The sequence below is a fragment of the Alcaligenes sp. SORT26 genome (genome assembly GCF_017377875.1).
GTDB classification, from domain to species: Bacteria; Pseudomonadota; Gammaproteobacteria; order Burkholderiales; family Burkholderiaceae_B; genus Alcaligenes; species Alcaligenes parafaecalis.
Genome location: NZ_CP070975.1, coordinates 2,460,216 through 2,476,922, shown reverse-complemented (window position 1 = coordinate 2,476,922; position 16,707 = coordinate 2,460,216). Strand labels below are relative to the sequence as shown.

Here is a 16,707-nt window from a genome sequence, read left to right as displayed (position 1 = left end):
TTCCCTATGAAAGACTCTATGCGCAGTCGGCTTGAGCAATTGGCTCGCCGTCTGCATGAAGTTGATGCCATGCTTGCCGAGCCTGAAATTGCGGGCAATATGGATGAGTTCCGCAAAATGTCGCGCGAGCGCGCCGAGCTGGATCCTGTCGTGACGGCGTTCAAGGCCTATGAGGCAGCCGAGGGCGATTTGCAGGCCGCTCTGGACATGATGTCCGACCCCGAACTGAAGGAAATGGGCGAAGAAGAATACAAGCTGGGCAAAGAGCGTATCGCTCAATTGGAAGAGGAGCTGCAGGTTCTGCTCTTGCCACGTGACCCGGACGATACCCGCAACGTATTTATTGAAATCCGTGCTGGTGCCGGTGGTGATGAAAGCGCCTTGTTTGCCGGGGATTTGCTGCGCATGTACATGCGCTACGCCGAAAACTGTGGCTGGCGTACGGAAATCATGTCCGCCAGCGATTCGGAAGTGGGCGGCTACAAAGAAGTCATCGTGCGTATTGAGGGCCAGGATGTATATGGTCGCCTGAAATTTGAGTCTGGCGCGCATCGTGTGCAACGTGTGCCCGAAACTGAAGCGCAGGGCCGCATCCATACCTCTACGTGTACCGTGGCCGTCTTGCCCGAAGCCGAAGGTTTGGCTGAAATCACCATCAACCCCGCTGATTTGCGCGTGGACACTTTCCGCGCCAGCGGTGCCGGTGGTCAGCACGTGAACAAGACGGACTCGGCTGTGCGTTTGACCCACTTGCCTACGGGTCTGGTGGTGGAGTGTCAGGACGACCGTTCCCAGCACCGCAACCGCGAAAAAGCCTTGCAGGTGCTGGCCGCCCGCCTGAAAGACAAGCAGCAGCGTGAGCAATCTGACAAAGAAGCCGCCGAGCGTAAAAGTCTGGTGGGTACGGGTGACCGCTCCGAGCGCATCCGCACCTACAACTTCCCGCAAGGCCGCATGACGGATCACCGTATCAACCTGACTTTGTACAAGCTGGGCTACATCATGGATGGCGATCTGGACGAGCTGATCAAGGCCTTGTTGTCCGAACATCAGGCCGGCTTGCTGGCTGATCTGGCGCAGGCGTGAGCATGAGCCTATCCGGTGAGCAGGCCGTACCCCAAACGGTTATGCCTGCTGATTCTCCCCGTACCCTGCGAGCCTTGCAGCCGCTAAGCCCCTTGCCGCGCCTGGAGCGCGACATGCTGTGGATGCAGGTGCTGGAAGTCGGCCGTTCCTGGCTGATTGCGCACGACACAGACGAGTTGCCGCTGGACAAGATTCAAGCCTATCAAGCTCTGGAAGCCCGCCGCGTGGCGGGTGAGCCTATGGCCTATATCGTCGGTGTCCGTGAATTCATGGGCCACGAGTTTCTGGTTTCGCCCTCGGTGCTGATTCCACGCCCCGACACTGAAACCCTGGTCGAACGTGCGCTGGAACGCGTGCAAAACATTAAATCCCCCCGCATTCTGGATATGGGCTGTGGCAGCGGTGCGATCGCGGTGTCCTTGGCCCTGGCACGCCCCGATGCCCATGTGGTGGCGAGCGACATCAGCACCCTGGTTCTGGCGCAAGCGGGCCTAAATGCTCAGCGTTTGTGTGGGAAAGTCGAGTTTTGCCTGGGGAGTTGGTACGATGCCGTGGCAGGCCAGGAACCTTTTGACCTGATCGTGTCCAACCCTCCATACATTGCAGTGGATGACGAACATTTGGGCCAGGGCGATGTGCGCTTTGAGCCACGTCAGGCGCTGACAGATGGTTCTGACGGCTTGACGGATTTGCGTACAATAGTTCAGGGAGCCGGGCCGTATCTACGTCCTGGTGCGAGTCTTCTCATGGAGCACGGCTGGGATCAGGCCGACCATGTGCAAAATATGCTGCGGCAGGCAGGGTTCAAACAGGTCATCAGTTATGAGGATCTGGCAGGAATCCGGCGGGTCACAGGTGGACAGTGTTAATTCTTTTCTTAAGAGAACATCATGAGTGAAGTTCAAGATTTCATCCGCGAAACCGTAACGGAAAACCCAGTTGTGCTGTTTATGAAGGGCACAGCTCAGGCGCCTCAGTGCGGTTTCTCCGCTCGTACGGTGCAGATTCTGCGTGCTGTTGGCCTGAGCCAAGTGGTTGTGGTCAACGTGCTGGACGACGCCGAAGTGCGTCAGGCCATCAAGGATTTCTCCAACTGGCCCACCATCCCTCAGTTGTACATCAAGGGCGAATTCGTCGGTGGTTCGGACATCGTGTCTGAAATGTACGAAAACGGCGAACTGGAAACCATGCTGCGCGAGGCTGGGGCTCTGGAGTGAGCACCAAGCGACGCCTGGTCATTGGTATGACCGGGGCCACCGGAGCGGTCTACACCGTGCGTCTGCTGCAAGTGCTGCAGTCCTGTCCGGATGTGGAAACTCATTTGGTGATCTCGCCTTCCGGGGTGCTGAACATCAAATACGAGCTGGATATCGGTAGACACGATATCCAGGCTCTGGCCGATCAGGTGTACAGCTTTCGTGACGTGGGTGCAACCTTGGCCAGCGGCAGTTTTCCGACTGCTGGCATGGTGGTTGTGCCGTGTTCGATGCGTACCTTGGCGGCCGTGGCGCATGGCCTGTCCGATAACCTGATTACCCGAGCGGCTGACGTTACCTTGAAAGAGCGTCGCCGTTTGGTGATGATGGTGCGCGAAACGCCATTCAATCTGGCGCATTTGCGTAATATGACGGCTGTGACGGAAATGGGTGGGATTATTTTCCCGCCTATGCCCGCGTTTTATCTGCGTCCCAAAAGTATCGACGATATTGTCGATCACACGGTGATGCGGGTGCTGGAGCTGTTTGACATTCAGGTTCCCGGCGAGCGTTGGGATGGTTCGCAAAAGCCGAGCTAAGGTCTGATAGCAGTCTGGCAGGTGTAAAAAAAGCCCCGTTATAAACACTCAGGTTCTGGATGTTTATAACGGGGCTTTTTATTGGCCGCAGCTTGTCTGTTTTTGGCGATAGGCGCTGCGCAAAGCAGCACTCCCAGCCGTTTTCTTTACTGTCCCGAGCGGCGCTTGCTCATGAAAACAATTTGCTGTTCACCGGGCGCGGCTGCTTGGGCTGGGGTGAACGCATCCTGGCGAGCTGCAGAGCTTGCTGCTTCACCTTCTTCATCCAGACCACCTGCTGCTAGCAGGCTTTCAGGCAGGTGATCATCAAAATAATCCTGATCAAAACCCTTGTCGCCTTCCGGATCGGCCTGACCCGTCACCTTCATATCGGCAAAATTATGCAGTTTGGGGTCCATCAAGTGCGAGGGCACCACGCGAGTCAGCGCGCCAAAGACATTCCAGGAGCGATAGGGGTATTTCTTGTCCCATTCAGCAATCATGCGATTGATTTCCTGGCGCTTCAGGTTTTCCTGGGAGCCGCACAGGTTACAGGGAATGATGGGGAATTCTTTAAGCTTGGCGTATGCGATCAGATCTTTCTCGGGCACATAGGCCAAAGGGCGGATCACAATATGTTCGCCATTGTCTGACATCAGCTTGGGCGGCATGCCTTTCATTCGGCCACCATAAAACAGGTTCAGGAAGAAGGTAGCCAGAATGTCATCGCGGTGGTGACCCAGGGCGATTTTGGTCGCGCCCAGCTCTTTGGCGACGCGGTACAAAATGCCACGACGCAGGCGCGAGCACAGCGAACACATGGTCTTGCCTTCGGCAATCACGCGTGTCACCACCGAGTACGTGTCCTGGGTTTCGATGTGATATGGCACACCCAGCTTTTCCAGATATTCGGGCAGGATATGGTCCGGGAAACCGGGCTGCTTCTGGTCCAGGTTTACGGCCACGATGTCGAACTTGATCGGAGCGCGCTTTTGCATGGTCATCAGCACGTCCAGCAGGCCATACGAGTCCTTGCCGCCGGACAGGCAGACCATGATCTTGTCGCCGTCTTCGATCATGTTGAAGTCCCCGATGGCGCGGCCCACTTCACGCATGATGCGCTTGCTCAGCTTGTTGTCATTAACGCGCTGCTTGCGTTCAGCCTTGGTGGCAAATACGGGCGTATCGGTTTCGGAGGCGGGTAGGGGGCTGGTGTCTTGGGACATAAGGAAAAGCGAATAGAGGTGTCATCGTGGCCCCGGCATGAAGCGGGGCGGGAGCATTAGCGGTGGCGTTCGATCTCGATGCCGACGGCATCACAGTCGGCAAAGGCCTCGGGCTTGCTGGCCCGGATTTTAACGCGTTCCACGCTTGGAAACTGATTCTGGATACGCTGGGCCAAGCGCTCTACCAGGGTTTCCAGCAGATTGGTGTGTTCCGTGGTGCTGACCTCAATCAGCGCCTCGCGCAGCTCGCGGTAGTCCAGCACGGTGCCAATGTCATTGTCTTGGACATCTTGCGTAATGGCGGTGTCGAATTCGGCATCAATATGCAGGGGCTGACGGTGAACCAGCTCGTGGTCCAGCATGCCGATCGAGGCCTGCACCACCAGATTGTTGATAAATATACGGCGTGTCGTCATGGCAAAAACAAAGTATCAGGCCCGTCAGTGGTGACGGGCCTGTGAAGAAGATCAGGACTGACGGCTAAGGACGCATTCGTCCAAAGCAGGGCGCGCCAGTTGTAGCGTGAAGCAGTGTAGTTCATCGCGGCGGAAGGCGTGGACCTGAACGGTCTGGCCGGGCTCGTAAGCGGCCAGCAGGCGCTCCAGGCTGGCTGTGTCGCTGACGCGCAAACCGTCAACGGCGACCAGGGCATCACCAGCAGACAGCCCGGCTTGATGCGCTGCGCCATCGGTAAACACGGTTGCCAGTTGGCATTGACCTGCGCTTTGGCGCAAGCGGGCATTCAGGCTGGGCAGCTTGGAGGAGGCTTGCCATTCCAGCTTCAGGCCTTGCTCGGCCAGCCAGGGCTTCAAGGGCAGATCCTCGCAACCTTCAACGTAGCGGGCAATGAAATCCGTGGCGTCGTAGCCGGTGGCTTCCAGGATCAGAGCAGGCATGGCATCTTCAGGAATGCCTTGTGGCTTGCCTTGATAGAAGTCGCGGCCATAGCGCTCCCACATCAGCAGCATCACGTCGTCCAGGTCCTTGGCTTGCTGGGTGTGGCTGCGAATGCACAGGTCCAGGCCCAGGGCAATCAGGGCGCCCTTGCTGTAATAGCTGACCAGTGCGTTGGGGGAGTTTTCGTCCTGCTTGTAGTAGCGCGTCCAGGCATCAAAAGAGCTTTGCGCGGCGGACTGCTTGAAGCGGCCAGGGCCACGCTCAACGGCATTGATGTTCTTGGCCAGCAGCTTCAGGTAGTCAGCTTCGCTCAGCACGCCCGAGCGCAGCAGCATCAAATCGTCATAGTAAGACGTGAAACCTTCAAACACCCACAGCAGGCGGGTATGGTTTTCGCGGCTCAGGTCATACGGCGCAAATGCAGCGGGCTTGATGCGCTTGACGTTCCAGGTGTGGAAGTACTCATGGCTGACCAGACCCAAGAAGGTTTGGTAGCCTGCGCTTTTTACCGATTTGTCCTGACCTTGGGTGGGCAGGTCGCGGCGCGACGCCATCAGGGCTGTCGAGGCGCGATGCTCCAGACCGCCGTAACCGTCATCGGTCACCATGGTCATGAATACGTAGCGCGAGCTGCAATCCAGAAAGGGCGCGCGGCGGGTTTCTGGCTCAAAGAAGGCGATTTGCTCGGTGCAGATTTTCTCTACGTCACGGGCGATGCGTGGCAAATCCAGATTGGGGATGACGCCGGTAAAGACCAGTTCATGTTCAGCGCCGTGTGCAAAGAAGCTGATGACCTGTGGAGTGCCCATTTCAATCGGGTGGTCGATCAGCTCGTCGTAATTGCTGGCGCGGTACAGGCCAAAACCATAGCGCTCTGCTGCGCCCGGCATGTCAGTGGCTTCGGGCAGACTGGTGTAGACCTGCCAATCTTCCATGTCCTCGTTGGACACCAGTTCCAGCAGGCAAGGCTGCTCTGTCTGACCTTCAACGGCCAACAGGGCGCTGGTGCCATTAAAGAAAGCATGGGTCTGGTCAATATGCGCGCCTCGTACGGACAGATCCCAGGCATAGACCTGGTATTGCACGCTCAAGGGGCCCTCGCAGGGCTCGCACTGCCAGCGGTGATTGTCCAGCTTGCGGATGGAAACCGGCTTTTCGCCAGAGAAGGCAGCTATGCTCTCGATCTGACGCGAGAAGTCGCGGATCAGATAGCTGCCAGGAATCCAGGCCGGAAGGCTGAGGACTTGGCCATTTGTTTGGGGGGAAGTGATCTGTATCTGGACAGTCAGGCGGTGGCCGGCGAGATCTGTCGGCTCGGCACGGTAAAGTACGGGTGTAGGTTCCATTCCCCTATTCTATTTAATTTTTCTGGGAGTCAGCATGAACGAACCCTTAGTCAAAGCAGAGGTGCATGGTCGTGTTGCTTTATTGACATTAAATCGGCCCAAGGCTTTGAATGCGCTCAATAACGAGCTGATCGCCGAGTTGTACGCCCTGCTCAAGAAATACGATACCGACAACGAAATCGGTTGTATCGTGCTGACCGGTAACGAAAAAGCCTTTGCGGCTGGTGCCGATATCGGCGCCATGAAAGACTGGAATTACCACGATGTCAGCTCCCAGGATTACTTGGGTGGCCAGTGGGAAGAACTGCGCCGTTTCCGCAAACCCATCATCGCGGCCGTTGCTGGTTACGCTCTGGGTGGTGGCTGCGAGTTGGCCATGCTGTGTGATTTCATTATTGCTGCCGACTCCGCACGTTTTGGTCAGCCTGAAATCAAACTGGGCGTGATTCCCGGCTTTGGTGGTACGCAGCGTTTGCCGCGTGCCGTGGGTAAAGCCAAGGCTATGGATCTGATCCTGACGTCCCGCATGATGAATGCTGAAGAAGCCGAGCGTTCCGGTCTGGTCTCCCGCGTGGTGCCTGCCGACAAATTGCTGGACGAAGCGTTGGAAGCTGCCACGGTGATTGCCAGCATGTCCTTGCCTTCGGTTCTGATGGCCAAAGAGTGCGTGAACCGTGCTTTTGAATCGTCTCTGGAAGAGGGGCTGCTGTTCGAGCGCCGTAATTTCCATGGCTTGTTTGCCACGGATGACCAGAAAGAAGGCATGCGTGCTTTCGTCGAGAAGCGCAAGCCCGAGTTCAAGCATCGCTAAGTTTCTCAATAGCCGATAAAACAGGGGGTGTGTTGTAAAATTGCTGCACTGCAATGTTACAAAATAAGCTTATCCCTTGATGCCATTGAGATTGCGGAAATCAGCCTTGCATTAAGTATCAAACAAGCAGGGCTGAATTTGCTTACAACAAAAAAAAGACGCTATACTTTATGGGTTTGACGACACCGGCTTTTGAAAGGGGCCGATAATATTGCGCGGATGGATTGGCCAGAGGCCTTTGCAGTACATCCACCCACACAACGTTATCTGATTGTTTCCTAATCTATGAATCAGCCGATTTATCAGCAGACAGGCACCGCAGCCAAGGTGCACACAGCAGGGGACACGTCGCCAATTCCCGAACCCGTCGTACTTACGCCCGAGCAACGTAGCCGCATGGCTCGCCGGGCAGGGCAAGGAATTGTGCGCACACTTGTTGCTCAGGCTTTTATGGGCCTGTTGGCTATAGTCCTGTCGGCATGGATTTCCGGCGCACATGCAGCAGCCTCAGCACTTATCGGTGCGGCTGCTTATTTTGTGCCTAACGCATTGTTCGCATTGCGTCTTTTGCTGGGTTTGATGGGCGGCGGTAACGCCGGAGCTCTCTCCTTTTTCTGGGGTGAAGCGTTCAAGCTCGGTTTTGCTGTATTGACACTGGCAACGGCTGCCATGGCAAATACGGGCTGGTTGGTTTGGCCTGCTTTGCTCTTTGGCTTGTTGTGTGTCTTGAAGGGATATGTGCTGCTGCTGTTTTTCCGCAAGCTGCCATAACGAATTTTTGTTTCACGGGCTTGTCCCATAACGTATACATCACAGGGTAAATACAGATGGCTGCTGCTAGTGATATTTCGCCTCAGTCAGGGTACATCCAGCATCACCTGGTTCACTTGAATAACGTAGGTGAAAAACAGGATGTTCTGGCCAACTTCGGTGTCATTAACTACGACTCCATGTTCTGGTCCCTGCTGATGGGTCTGGTTGTGGTTTTCTTTCTGTGGCGCGCCGCTTCGGCCGCAACAGCCGGTGTGCCAGGCCGCCTGCAGTCTTTTGTAGAAATGCTGGTCGACTGGGTTGAAGACCAGGCCAAATCCATTGTTCCTAACGCTGAGTCCCGGAAATTTGTCTCGCCTTTGGCGCTGACCGTGTTCCTGTGGATCATCATGATGAACGTGCTGGACTTGCTGCCCGTTGATGGCCTGGGCTGGATCTTCATCCAGACAGGTCTGGCCGCCGAACACGGCGACCCTCTGTACTACCACCGTATTTTGCCTACCGCTGACCTGAACGTGCCAATGGGCATGTCCATGGGCGTGCTGCTGCTGATGTTCTACTACGGCATCAAGATCAAGCACCCAGGCGGCTTTGTCAAAGAGCTGTTTACTGCACCGTTCGCCGCCTCGGGCCTGATGGCCGTGGTGCTCGCACCCTTTAACTTCTTGCTGAACTGCATCGAGTACGCCGCCAAGTCGGTCTCCTTGGGTATGCGGTTGTTCGGCAATATGTTTGCCGGTGAACTGGTTTTCATGCTGATCGCTCTGCTGGGTGGCGCATGGACAGGGTTTAATGGCGCCAGCCTGGGACTGGGTATCGGTCACATTCTGGCCGGTTCTGTGTGGGCAATCTTCCACATTCTGATTGTGTTGCTCCAGGCGTTCATCTTCATGATGCTCACCCTTGTCTATATTGGACAAGCACACGAAGGCCATTAATCCGATTCCGACTGGACAATGGTGTCTGGTTGGGGGGAGCAGGCTTAGCCTGCTAACGCTTTGATTTTTTTGAATTACACCTGATTTTTAACCAAGGAGTTGTCATGACCAACGTAGCTTTCGTTGCTCTTGCTTGCGGTATCATCATCGGTCTGGGCGCATTTGGCGCTTGCATTGGTATCGCCCTGATGGGTGGTAAATATCTGGAAGCATCCGCTCGTCAGCCAGAACTGATGAACGCTCTGCAAACCAAGATGTTCCTGCTGGCCGGTCTGATCGATGCTGCTTTCCTGATCGGTGTCGGTATCGCCATGTTGTTTGCATTCGCCAACCCATTTGTTGGGTAATAAGGCGAGTCCGTTGCCGCTTTTGGCAGACGGGCAGGCAGTCGTCGTTAGCGGTGTGTTGCTCGATTTGATCATGCACCGCTTGTCGACTTGAACATACATGTGTCAGGACGCATACCGCCTCCTACACACGTGGTATTGAAGGGATACGACCGTGAATTTAAACGCGACTCTCTTTTTTCAGATGATCGTGTTTTTCGTTTTGGCCTGGTTTACGATGAAATTCGTATGGCCGCCACTGACGAAAGCAATCGATGATCGTCGTCAGAAAATCGCTGATGGTTTGGCTGCTGCTGATAAAGGCAAAGCCGATCTGGCCCAGGCCCAAGCGCGTATCAGCCTGATGGATGCCTCGGCCAAGTCCGACAACCATCAACGCATTGTCGACGCTGAAAAACAGGCGACTGCTCTGCTGGAGCAAGCTCGTCGTGAAGCCGAAGCCGAAAAAGCCCGCATTATTGCGCAGGCCCAGCAAGACGCCAGTCAGGAAGTACAACGCGTACGTGAAGGTCTGCGTAGCGAAGTGGCTGCGTTGGCTGTCAAGGGTGCCGAGCAAATCTTGCGACGCGAAGTTGACGCGAATGCGCACGCCCAGCTGCTCGAGCAGCTCAAGGCAGAACTTTAACATCAAGGCAGGCCATGGCTGAACTATCGACTATTGCCAGACCTTACGCCGAAGCCCTGTTCGCCGCGGTAAGCGACGAGCGCCAGGGCCTCGAATCGTGGTCGGCCCTGTTGTCCGAAATGGCTCAGGTGGCCGGTCTCCACGATGTGCGCGAGGCACTGAACGATCCGCGCCTGAATAATGGGCAGCGACTCGAACTCTTTACGGGCCTGGTTAAGTCACAGGTCACCGAAAAGGCTCGCAACTTTCTTCAATTGTTGGTGGACAACCAGCGCATCTTGCTGCTGCCACAGATTGCAGAACAGTTTGAACTATTGAAACACCAACTCGAAGGCACGGCGCAGGCACAAATTATCAGTGCTTTCCCGATGGCTGAGGCTCAGGTTGCTGAGCTGACCGCTGGGCTGGAGAAAAAGTTTGGCCTGAAGCTAAAACCGACTGTGACCGTCGACACTGACCTTATCGGCGGTATTCGGGTGATTGTTGGTGACCAGGTGCTCGACACTTCCGTGCAGGCCCGGCTGGCCAGCATGCGCGATACGCTGACCGCATAGCGCGAGTCAGTAAACAGGATTTCAGGAGTCTGAACATGCAACTTAATCCGTCCGAGATCAGCGAACTGCTCAAGAGCCGCATCGAAGGCCTGGGTGCGTCGACTGACGTTCGTACACAAGGTACGGTCGTATCCGTGACCGACGGTATTACGCGCATCCACGGTTTGTCCGATGTGATGCAGGGCGAAATGCTCGAATTTCCGAACAACACGTTCGGTCTGGCCCTTAACCTCGAGCGCGACTCTGTCGGCGCCGTGATTCTGGGTGAATACACCGGTGTTTCCGAAGGCGACTCAGTTAAAACAACTGGCCGTATTCTGGAAGTACCCGTCGGCCCGGAATTGTTGGGTCGTGTGGTGGATACGCTGGGTATGCCTATCGACGGCAAAGGCCCGATCAACGCCAAGATGACAGACGTCATCGAGAAAGTGGCTCCTGGCGTTATCGCCCGTGAGTCCGTCTCTCAGCCCATGCAGACCGGCACAAAAGCCGTGGACTCCATGGTGCCAATTGGCCGTGGTCAGCGCGAGCTGATCATTGGTGACCGTCAGACCGGTAAAACTGCCGTGGCTGTGGACACCATCATTGCTCAAAAGGGCAATGGCGTTAAATGTATTTATGTTGCCGTGGGCCAAAAAGCTTCCACGATCAGCAACGTGGTGCGCAAGCTCGAAGAGCACGGTGCTCTGGAGTACACGATTATTGTGGCCGCCTCGGCTTCCGAGTCCGCTGCCATGCAATATCTGGCTCCTTACTCCGGTTGCACCATGGGTGAATACTTCCGTGATCGTGGCGAAGACGCCCTGATCATTTATGACGACTTGACCAAGCAAGCTTGGGCCTACCGTCAAGTATCCCTGTTGCTGCGTCGCCCACCAGGCCGTGAAGCCTACCCCGGTGACGTGTTCTACCTGCACTCCCGTCTGCTCGAGCGCGCTGCTCGTGTGAACGCCGAGTACGTAGAAAAATTCACTAACGGTGAAGTGAAAGGCAAGACCGGTTCGTTGACCGCACTGCCTATCATTGAAACGCAAGCCGGTGACGTTTCCGCCTTCGTTCCAACCAACGTGATTTCGATTACCGACGGCCAGATCTTCCTGGAATCGGACTTGTTCAACGCAGGTGTTCGTCCCGCTATTAACGCCGGTATTTCGGTGTCCCGCGTGGGTGGCGCTGCTCAAACCAAGGTCATCAAGAAACTGTCCGGCGGTATTCGTACCGACTTGGCTCAGTATCGTGAATTGGCTGCGTTTGCTCAGTTCGCCTCCGACCTGGATGACGCAACCCGTCGCCAGTTGGAACGTGGCAAGCGCGTGGTCGAACTGCTCAAGCAGCCCCAGTATCAGCCTTTGGCTGTGTGGGAACTGGCCGTGAGCCTGTACGCTGTGAACAACGGTTACTTCGACGATCTGGAAGTCGCTCAGATTCTGCCTTTCGAGAAAGGTCTGAAAGATCACCTGCGCAGCAAGTTCGCTGCTCTGGTTGAGCGTGTCGAAAGCAAGAAGGAACTGGTTAAAGAAGACGAGGCTGAGCTGGTTGCAGCCATCCAGGACTTCAAAAAGCACGGCGCTTTCTAATCATTGTTGGCAGGCGCCGGAAACCCCGGCGCCATGATTAGCGGGAGTCGACAGCCTAGTCTGGCTCCCGATAATGCCCTTACAGGAAAGTGTGATGGCCGGAATCAAGGAAATTCGTACTAAGATCAAGAGCGTGCAAAACACGTCCAAGATCACCAAAGCCATGGAGATGGTGGCGGCATCCAAGATGCGCAAGGCGCAAGAGCGGATGCGTGCTGGCCGTCCCTATGCAGACAAGGTGCGCGAGATTGCTTCGCATCTGATGCAGGCGCACCCCGACTACACTCACCCTTACATGGTTGAGCCTGCCGAAGTCAAATCGGTTGGTATCGTGGTTGTCAGCACGGACAAAGGTCTGTGTGGCGGCTTGAACACCAACATCCTGCGTTTGGTACTTGCGCGTGTGCGCGAGTTTGAAGACAAAGGGATTTCGGTTCAGACAACGGCTTTGGGTAGTAAAGCTGCTGGAACATTGGCGCGTGTTGGTGCCAATCTGGTTTCTCAGGAAGTGGGCTTGGGCGATGCGCCTAACCTGGAACGTCTGATCGGCGCTATCAAAGTGCAGATCGACGACTTCGTGGAAGGCCGCATTGATGCGGTGTATCTGGCGACCAGCCGCTTTGTCAATACGATGAAGCAGGACCCGACATTTATTCGCTTGCTGCCTCTGCCTTCCGGTCTGAAAGATCCTTTCCAGGCTGGTGAACAGGTAGAAGCTCAAGAAAGCGCTAATTCTTCCGAATACGGTTGGGATTACATCTACGAACCCGATGCCAAGTCGGTTATTGATGACTTGTTGCTGCGTTACGTAGAGGGTCTGGTGTATCAGGCCGTTGCCGAGAACATGGCCTCTGAGCAGTCTGCCCGTATGGTGGCCATGAAAGCCGCTTCGGACAACGCCAAGACCGTTATCGGTGATCTTCAGCTGGTCTATAACAAGACCCGCCAGGCAGCGATTACGAAAGAAATCTCTGAAATCGTGGGGGGTGCCGCTGCTGTGTAATCACAGTAAGGCACACCATCAAAGTTATATTGCAAGGACTCAACATGAGCAACGGTACCATCGTTCAGTGCATCGGCGCCGTGGTGGATATTCAGTTCCCCCGCGACAGCATCCCTAAAGTCTACGAAGCCTTGACGCTCGTTGACGAAAGTTCGGCTTTCGCAGAAAAAGGCCTGACCTTTGAAGTACAGCAACAATTGGGTGACGGTGTAGTTCGCACCATCGCCATGGGCTCCAGCGACGGCCTGCGCCGCGGTATGGAAGTGGCCGGTTCCGGCGCTCCTATCTCCGTGCCAGTCGGTGTTGGTACCCTGGGCCGCATTATGGACGTTCTGGGTCGCCCGATCGACGAAGTCGGTCCTATCCAGTCCGACGAGCGTCGCGCCATTCACCAGGCCGCTCCTACTTTCGACGAACTGTCGCCTTCCGTAGAGCTGCTGGAAACCGGTATTAAAGTGATTGACCTGGTTTGCCCGTTCGCCAAGGGTGGTAAGGTTGGTCTGTTCGGTGGTGCCGGTGTGGGCAAGACCGTGAACATGCTGGAACTGATCAACAACATCGCCAAGGCACACAGCGGTCTGTCCGTGTTTGCTGGTGTGGGTGAGCGTACCCGTGAAGGTAACGACTTCTACCACGAAATGGCAGATGCTGGCGTTATCCAGATGGACAACCTGAGCGAGTCCAAAGTGGCCATGGTGTTCGGTCAGATGAACGAACCTCCAGGCAACCGTCTGCGTGTGGCACTGTCCGGCCTGACCATGGCCGAGAAGTTCCGTGACGAAGGCCGTGACATCCTGTTCTTTGTGGACAACATCTACCGCTACACGCTGGCCGGTACCGAAGTGTCCGCTCTGCTGGGTCGTATGCCTTCCGCAGTGGGTTACCAGCCTACGCTGGCCGAGGAAATGGGTAAGCTGCAAGAGCGTATTACCTCCACCAAGACCGGTTCGATTACGTCCATCCAGGCCGTTTACGTTCCAGCCGATGACTTGACTGACCCATCGCCTGCTACGACCTTCTTGCACTTGGACTCCACCGTTGTGTTGTCGCGTGACATTGCTGCTCTGGGTATTTACCCCGCTGTGGATCCTCTGGATTCCACCAGCCGTCAGCTTGATCCACAAGTTGTGGGTGAAGAGCACTACGAAGTGGCTCGTGGCGTACAGCAGACACTGCAGCGCTACAAAGAATTGCGCGATATTATCGCCATTCTGGGTATGGACGAATTGTCTCCAGAAGACAAACAGGCTGTTGCTCGTGCTCGTAAGATCCAGCGCTTCCTGTCCCAGCCTTTCCACGTGGCTGAAGTGTTTACCGGCTCGCCTGGTAAGTACGTTCCACTGGCTGAAACCCTGCGCGGCTTCAAGATGATCGTCGACGGCGAGTGTGATGCTCTGCCAGAACAGGCGTTCTACATGGTCGGTTCGATCGACGAGGCTTTCGAGAAAGCCAAGACTATTCAGTAATAAGGATTGCTCATGGCTAAGCTTCATGTTGACGTGGTCAGTGCCGAAGAATCGATCTTTGCTGGTGAAGCAAAGTTCGTGGCGCTGCCCGGCGAGGCTGGGGAACTGGGTATTTTGCCCGGCCACACCCCACTGATCTCGCGGATTCGTCCCGGCACGCTGAAGATCGTTATGGCTGATGGCAGCGAAGAGCATATCTTTGTCGCTGGCGGCATACTCGAGGTTCAGCCTGGGAAAGTCACTGTATTGTCGGATACCGCGATTCGCGCTAACGACTTGGATGAAGCAAAGGCACTTGAAGCCCGCAAACATGCGGAAGAAGCCCTGCGCAACACCAAGGACAAAGCCGACATCGCTGTTGTGGAAGCCGAGCTGGCCATGCTGGCCGCCCAGGCTGCTGCAGCACGTCGCCTGCGTAGCGTGCGCAAGCACTGATCCCAGGCCCGGTAGCATCCGTGAAAAAGCCACCCTTAGGGGTGGCTTTTTTGCGTTTGGGGCTTATCGGAGACTATAGAAAGAGGCTGGTGCTTATAGACAGCAATACCCCACAGTGGCGACGGCAACGCTTGCTTTGGTGGCGTCAAGGCAGGGATAGAGATTAGGGGGGATGGCTGTTGTGCCTAGCCAATGCTGCACGGCGATGGCTTTGCTTGTGTCTGCTTGCGATGGCTTGCAGGCAGTGTTTCTACCGCCTGTTATGACTCTTTAAGAGATAAAAGGCTGTTTGCTATGCCTTTGCGCCAATCTCTTTTTATGTTTTCCTTTCCCAGTAGAGTATCCAGCCTGTCTTGTCGCAGACCTGACTGTCCGGGTCGCTTAGCAGGTGTTGGATATTGGCTGGTAGGGATAGGGATTAATGCTGGCGCTTTGGATAACATTCCCAGCTTGACCGCCTGGGCAAAGATTTCCTGTGCGAATCCATACCAACTTATAGTAGGTTGCCCAGCAAAATGATAAAGGCCTGAAAGCGTTTGCTGCTGGCTGTGGCTGTGGCTGTGGCTTTGCTTTGATTCATATAGCCTTTCTGCCAACTGCAACAGCACCTGGGCAATATGCGGTGCATAGCTGGGGCCACCAATTTGATCATCCACAATGCTTAGCTCAGCGCGCTCTCGACCAAGGCGAAGCATGGTTTTCAGGAAGTTGCTTCCAAACTGACTGAACACCCAGCTAGTACGCAAAATGAGGGCGGAGGGCAGGGCAGCCATGACGGCTTGTTCACCCACCAGTTTGCTTTGCCCATAGATGCTGACAGGAGACGTAGGGGCATCTTCGGCATAGGGTTGCTCTGCCAGACCATCAAAAACGTAGTCTGTAGAAACATGTACCAGCCCTATACCACGCTCGGCACAAGCAGCGCCCAGAAGACCTGGAGCGATACCGTTAATCAGATGCGCTGTATCCGGTTCGGACTCCGCTTTGTCGACTGCGGTGTAGGCTGCGGTATTGATGACGATATCGGGACGACGCTGCTCCAACGTCAACGCAATAGAGTTGGCTTGAGTAATGTCCAGCTCAGTACGCCCAAGCATGAGAAGCTCGGCACTTGTATCGGTGTTCGTACCCAAGTCTGCAAAGGACTGACCCAGTTGACCGTGAGCCCCGGTAATCAGGATGACAGGACGTGTCATGAGTTTAGGCCTGGCCTTGGGTGCCGAGCTGGCTAAGGACGGGGTAGTGTTTGTCCTTTTCGGACAACTGCGGGTTCTGGATTGGCCAATCTATTGCGACTTCAGGGCAATTCCAGGCCAATCCGCCTTCATCCTGTGGGAAGTAAAAGTCGGTGCATTTGTAGCTGAAGTCGGCAAAGTCCGACAGGACACAAAAACCGTGGGCATAGCCTGGGGGGATCCAGAGCTGCTTATGATTGGACTCGCTCAGTTCAACGCCGACATACTGTCCAAAAGTGGGTGAGTCGGGCTGTATATCTACGGCCACATCGTATACTGCTCCCCGACTGACGCTAACCAGCTTGCCTTGAGGCCGGGTTTTCTGAAAATGCAGACCCCGTAACACACCCTTTTCAGACCGTGAAAAGTTGTCTTGTACAAAGGGAAGACTGATCCCCGCTTGCTCTTGATAGCGTTGCTGGTGATAGGTTTCTTTGAAGAACCCGCGCTCGTCACCAAAAACAGTGGGTTCAATGATCAGAACGCCTGCCAGGCGAGTGGGATAAATGGTCATGTTGATGTGGGGGTGAGGTGTTTGAGTTGCCGCGTCAATACAGGGCCGGGCAAAGGTGCGCAAAGCAAGTGTTTCTAAGGCCAGCATGGGATTGTAATTCGC

The 16,707-nt window shown here is 55.4% G+C and carries 19 protein-coding genes; 14 read left to right on the top strand and 5 right to left on the bottom strand.

Annotation, left to right across the window (positions count from 1 at the left end; all coding sequences use genetic code 11):
* The first annotated feature begins 6 nt into the window (after positions 1 to 6).
* From prfA to JYG33_RS11425, 4 genes are read left to right on the top strand one after another with little or no spacing between them, the layout of a single operon-like run.
* Complete coding sequence (prfA, locus tag JYG33_RS11440) at positions 7 to 1,086, top strand: peptide chain release factor 1 (protein WP_207872369.1); 1,080 nt, start codon at positions 7 to 9, stop codon at positions 1,084 to 1,086.
* A gap of 2 nt (positions 1,087 to 1,088) precedes the next feature.
* Positions 1,089 to 1,955 carry a peptide chain release factor N(5)-glutamine methyltransferase gene (gene prmC / locus JYG33_RS11435; RefSeq protein WP_207872368.1) on the top strand — a complete coding sequence of 289 codons (867 nt, stop codon included), beginning with the start codon at positions 1,089 to 1,091 and terminating at the stop codon, positions 1,953 to 1,955.
* 21 nt (positions 1,956 to 1,976) lie between these two features.
* Positions 1,977 to 2,303, top strand: a complete 327-nt coding sequence (gene grxD / locus JYG33_RS11430; RefSeq protein WP_207872367.1) for a Grx4 family monothiol glutaredoxin — start codon at positions 1,977 to 1,979, stop codon at positions 2,301 to 2,303.
* A 26-nt stretch (positions 2,304 to 2,329) separates the two neighbouring features.
* Positions 2,330 to 2,881 carry a UbiX family flavin prenyltransferase gene (locus JYG33_RS11425; RefSeq protein WP_222669187.1) on the top strand — a complete coding sequence of 184 codons (552 nt, stop codon included), beginning with the start codon at positions 2,330 to 2,332 and terminating at the stop codon, positions 2,879 to 2,881.
* 146 nt (positions 2,882 to 3,027) lie between these two features.
* Here the strand turns inward: JYG33_RS11425 and ttcA are convergent, their stop codons facing one another.
* From ttcA to JYG33_RS11410, 3 genes are read right to left on the bottom strand one after another with little or no spacing between them, the layout of a single operon-like run.
* The gene (gene ttcA, locus JYG33_RS11420; RefSeq protein WP_207872366.1) at positions 3,028 to 4,086 is read right to left on the bottom strand and encodes a tRNA 2-thiocytidine(32) synthetase TtcA; all 1,059 of its coding nucleotides are present in this window, start codon (positions 4,084 to 4,086) and stop codon (positions 3,028 to 3,030) included.
* A gap of 56 nt (positions 4,087 to 4,142) precedes the next feature.
* Positions 4,143 to 4,502, bottom strand: a complete 360-nt coding sequence (folB, locus tag JYG33_RS11415; protein ID WP_207872365.1) for a dihydroneopterin aldolase — start codon at positions 4,500 to 4,502, stop codon at positions 4,143 to 4,145.
* A gap of 51 nt (positions 4,503 to 4,553) precedes the next feature.
* A complete protein-coding gene (locus JYG33_RS11410; RefSeq protein WP_207872364.1) occupies positions 4,554 to 6,329 on the bottom strand; it encodes a PDZ domain-containing protein in 1,776 nt (591 codons plus the stop codon).
* A gap of 34 nt (positions 6,330 to 6,363) precedes the next feature.
* On the opposite strand from JYG33_RS11410, the gene JYG33_RS11405 reads away from it, so the two are divergent.
* The 10 genes from JYG33_RS11405 (at position 6,364) to JYG33_RS11360 (ending at position 14,856) form a co-directional block, all read left to right on the top strand.
* The gene (locus tag JYG33_RS11405) at positions 6,364 to 7,140 is read left to right on the top strand and encodes an enoyl-CoA hydratase (protein ID WP_207872363.1); all 777 of its coding nucleotides are present in this window, start codon (positions 6,364 to 6,366) and stop codon (positions 7,138 to 7,140) included.
* A 285-nt stretch (positions 7,141 to 7,425) separates the two neighbouring features.
* The gene (locus JYG33_RS11400) at positions 7,426 to 7,911 is read left to right on the top strand and encodes an ATP synthase subunit I (protein ID WP_222668953.1); all 486 of its coding nucleotides are present in this window, start codon (positions 7,426 to 7,428) and stop codon (positions 7,909 to 7,911) included.
* A 56-nt stretch (positions 7,912 to 7,967) separates the two neighbouring features.
* A complete protein-coding gene (gene atpB / locus JYG33_RS11395; protein WP_207872362.1) occupies positions 7,968 to 8,849 on the top strand; it encodes a F0F1 ATP synthase subunit A in 882 nt (293 codons plus the stop codon).
* A 104-nt stretch (positions 8,850 to 8,953) separates the two neighbouring features.
* Positions 8,954 to 9,196: a F0F1 ATP synthase subunit C gene (gene atpE / locus JYG33_RS11390; protein WP_003805001.1), complete on the top strand. Its 243-nt coding sequence runs from the start codon at positions 8,954 to 8,956 to the stop codon at positions 9,194 to 9,196.
* Positions 9,197 to 9,350: 154 nt separating this feature from the next.
* Positions 9,351 to 9,821 (top strand): F0F1 ATP synthase subunit B, encoded by a 471-nt coding sequence (locus JYG33_RS11385; RefSeq protein ID WP_207872361.1) that lies wholly within the window; start codon positions 9,351 to 9,353, stop codon positions 9,819 to 9,821.
* A 14-nt stretch (positions 9,822 to 9,835) separates the two neighbouring features.
* Positions 9,836 to 10,375 (top strand): F0F1 ATP synthase subunit delta, encoded by a 540-nt coding sequence (locus JYG33_RS11380; protein ID WP_207872360.1) that lies wholly within the window; start codon positions 9,836 to 9,838, stop codon positions 10,373 to 10,375.
* Between the two features lie 35 nt (positions 10,376 to 10,410).
* Positions 10,411 to 11,952 (top strand): F0F1 ATP synthase subunit alpha, encoded by a 1,542-nt coding sequence (gene atpA, locus JYG33_RS11375; RefSeq protein ID WP_207872359.1) that lies wholly within the window; start codon positions 10,411 to 10,413, stop codon positions 11,950 to 11,952.
* 94 nt (positions 11,953 to 12,046) lie between these two features.
* Positions 12,047 to 12,955, top strand: a complete 909-nt coding sequence (atpG, locus tag JYG33_RS11370; RefSeq protein WP_207872358.1) for a F0F1 ATP synthase subunit gamma — start codon at positions 12,047 to 12,049, stop codon at positions 12,953 to 12,955.
* A gap of 44 nt (positions 12,956 to 12,999) precedes the next feature.
* Positions 13,000 to 14,421 carry a F0F1 ATP synthase subunit beta gene (gene atpD, locus JYG33_RS11365; RefSeq protein ID WP_207872357.1) on the top strand — a complete coding sequence of 474 codons (1,422 nt, stop codon included), beginning with the start codon at positions 13,000 to 13,002 and terminating at the stop codon, positions 14,419 to 14,421.
* A gap of 12 nt (positions 14,422 to 14,433) precedes the next feature.
* Positions 14,434 to 14,856, top strand: a complete 423-nt coding sequence (locus tag JYG33_RS11360; RefSeq protein ID WP_207872356.1) for a F0F1 ATP synthase subunit epsilon — start codon at positions 14,434 to 14,436, stop codon at positions 14,854 to 14,856.
* Between the two features lie 260 nt (positions 14,857 to 15,116).
* On the opposite strand, the gene rfbD is transcribed toward JYG33_RS11360, so the two are convergent.
* On the bottom strand, positions 15,117 to 16,052 hold the full coding sequence (gene rfbD, locus JYG33_RS11355; RefSeq protein WP_207872355.1) for a dTDP-4-dehydrorhamnose reductase: 936 nt from the start codon (positions 16,050 to 16,052) through the stop codon (positions 15,117 to 15,119).
* A 4-nt stretch (positions 16,053 to 16,056) separates the two neighbouring features.
* Positions 16,057 to 16,605 (bottom strand): dTDP-4-dehydrorhamnose 3,5-epimerase, encoded by a 549-nt coding sequence (rfbC, locus tag JYG33_RS11350; RefSeq protein ID WP_207872354.1) that lies wholly within the window; start codon positions 16,603 to 16,605, stop codon positions 16,057 to 16,059.
* Positions 16,606 to 16,707 lie beyond the last annotated feature (102 nt).

Excerpts from the sequence above, each read along its gene's own strand:
- prfA (WP_207872369.1), top strand. The coding sequence starts at position 7 with ATGAAAGACTCTATGCGCAGTCGGCTTGAGCAATTGGCTCGCCGTCTG.
- prmC (WP_207872368.1), top strand. The coding sequence starts at position 1,089 with ATGAGCCTATCCGGTGAGCAGGCCGTACCCCAAACGGTTATGCCTGCT.
- grxD (WP_207872367.1), top strand. The coding sequence starts at position 1,977 with ATGAGTGAAGTTCAAGATTTCATCCGCGAAACCGTAACGGAAAACCCA.
- JYG33_RS11425 (WP_222669187.1), top strand. The coding sequence starts at position 2,330 with ATGACCGGGGCCACCGGAGCGGTCTACACCGTGCGTCTGCTGCAAGTG.
- ttcA (WP_207872366.1), bottom strand. The coding sequence starts at position 4,086 with ATGTCCCAAGACACCAGCCCCCTACCCGCCTCCGAAACCGATACGCCC.
- folB (WP_207872365.1), bottom strand. The coding sequence starts at position 4,502 with ATGACGACACGCCGTATATTTATCAACAATCTGGTGGTGCAGGCCTCG.
- JYG33_RS11410 (WP_207872364.1), bottom strand. The coding sequence starts at position 6,329 with ATGGAACCTACACCCGTACTTTACCGTGCCGAGCCGACAGATCTCGCC.
- JYG33_RS11405 (WP_207872363.1), top strand. The coding sequence starts at position 6,364 with ATGAACGAACCCTTAGTCAAAGCAGAGGTGCATGGTCGTGTTGCTTTA.
- JYG33_RS11400 (WP_222668953.1), top strand. The coding sequence starts at position 7,426 with ATGAATCAGCCGATTTATCAGCAGACAGGCACCGCAGCCAAGGTGCAC.
- atpB (WP_207872362.1), top strand. The coding sequence starts at position 7,968 with ATGGCTGCTGCTAGTGATATTTCGCCTCAGTCAGGGTACATCCAGCAT.
- atpE (WP_003805001.1), top strand. The coding sequence starts at position 8,954 with ATGACCAACGTAGCTTTCGTTGCTCTTGCTTGCGGTATCATCATCGGT.
- JYG33_RS11380 (WP_207872360.1), top strand. The coding sequence starts at position 9,836 with ATGGCTGAACTATCGACTATTGCCAGACCTTACGCCGAAGCCCTGTTC.
- atpA (WP_207872359.1), top strand. The coding sequence starts at position 10,411 with ATGCAACTTAATCCGTCCGAGATCAGCGAACTGCTCAAGAGCCGCATC.
- atpG (WP_207872358.1), top strand. The coding sequence starts at position 12,047 with ATGGCCGGAATCAAGGAAATTCGTACTAAGATCAAGAGCGTGCAAAAC.
- atpD (WP_207872357.1), top strand. The coding sequence starts at position 13,000 with ATGAGCAACGGTACCATCGTTCAGTGCATCGGCGCCGTGGTGGATATT.
- JYG33_RS11360 (WP_207872356.1), top strand. The coding sequence starts at position 14,434 with ATGGCTAAGCTTCATGTTGACGTGGTCAGTGCCGAAGAATCGATCTTT.
- rfbD (WP_207872355.1), bottom strand. The coding sequence starts at position 16,052 with ATGACACGTCCTGTCATCCTGATTACCGGGGCTCACGGTCAACTGGGT.
- rfbC (WP_207872354.1), bottom strand. The coding sequence starts at position 16,605 with ATGACCATTTATCCCACTCGCCTGGCAGGCGTTCTGATCATTGAACCC.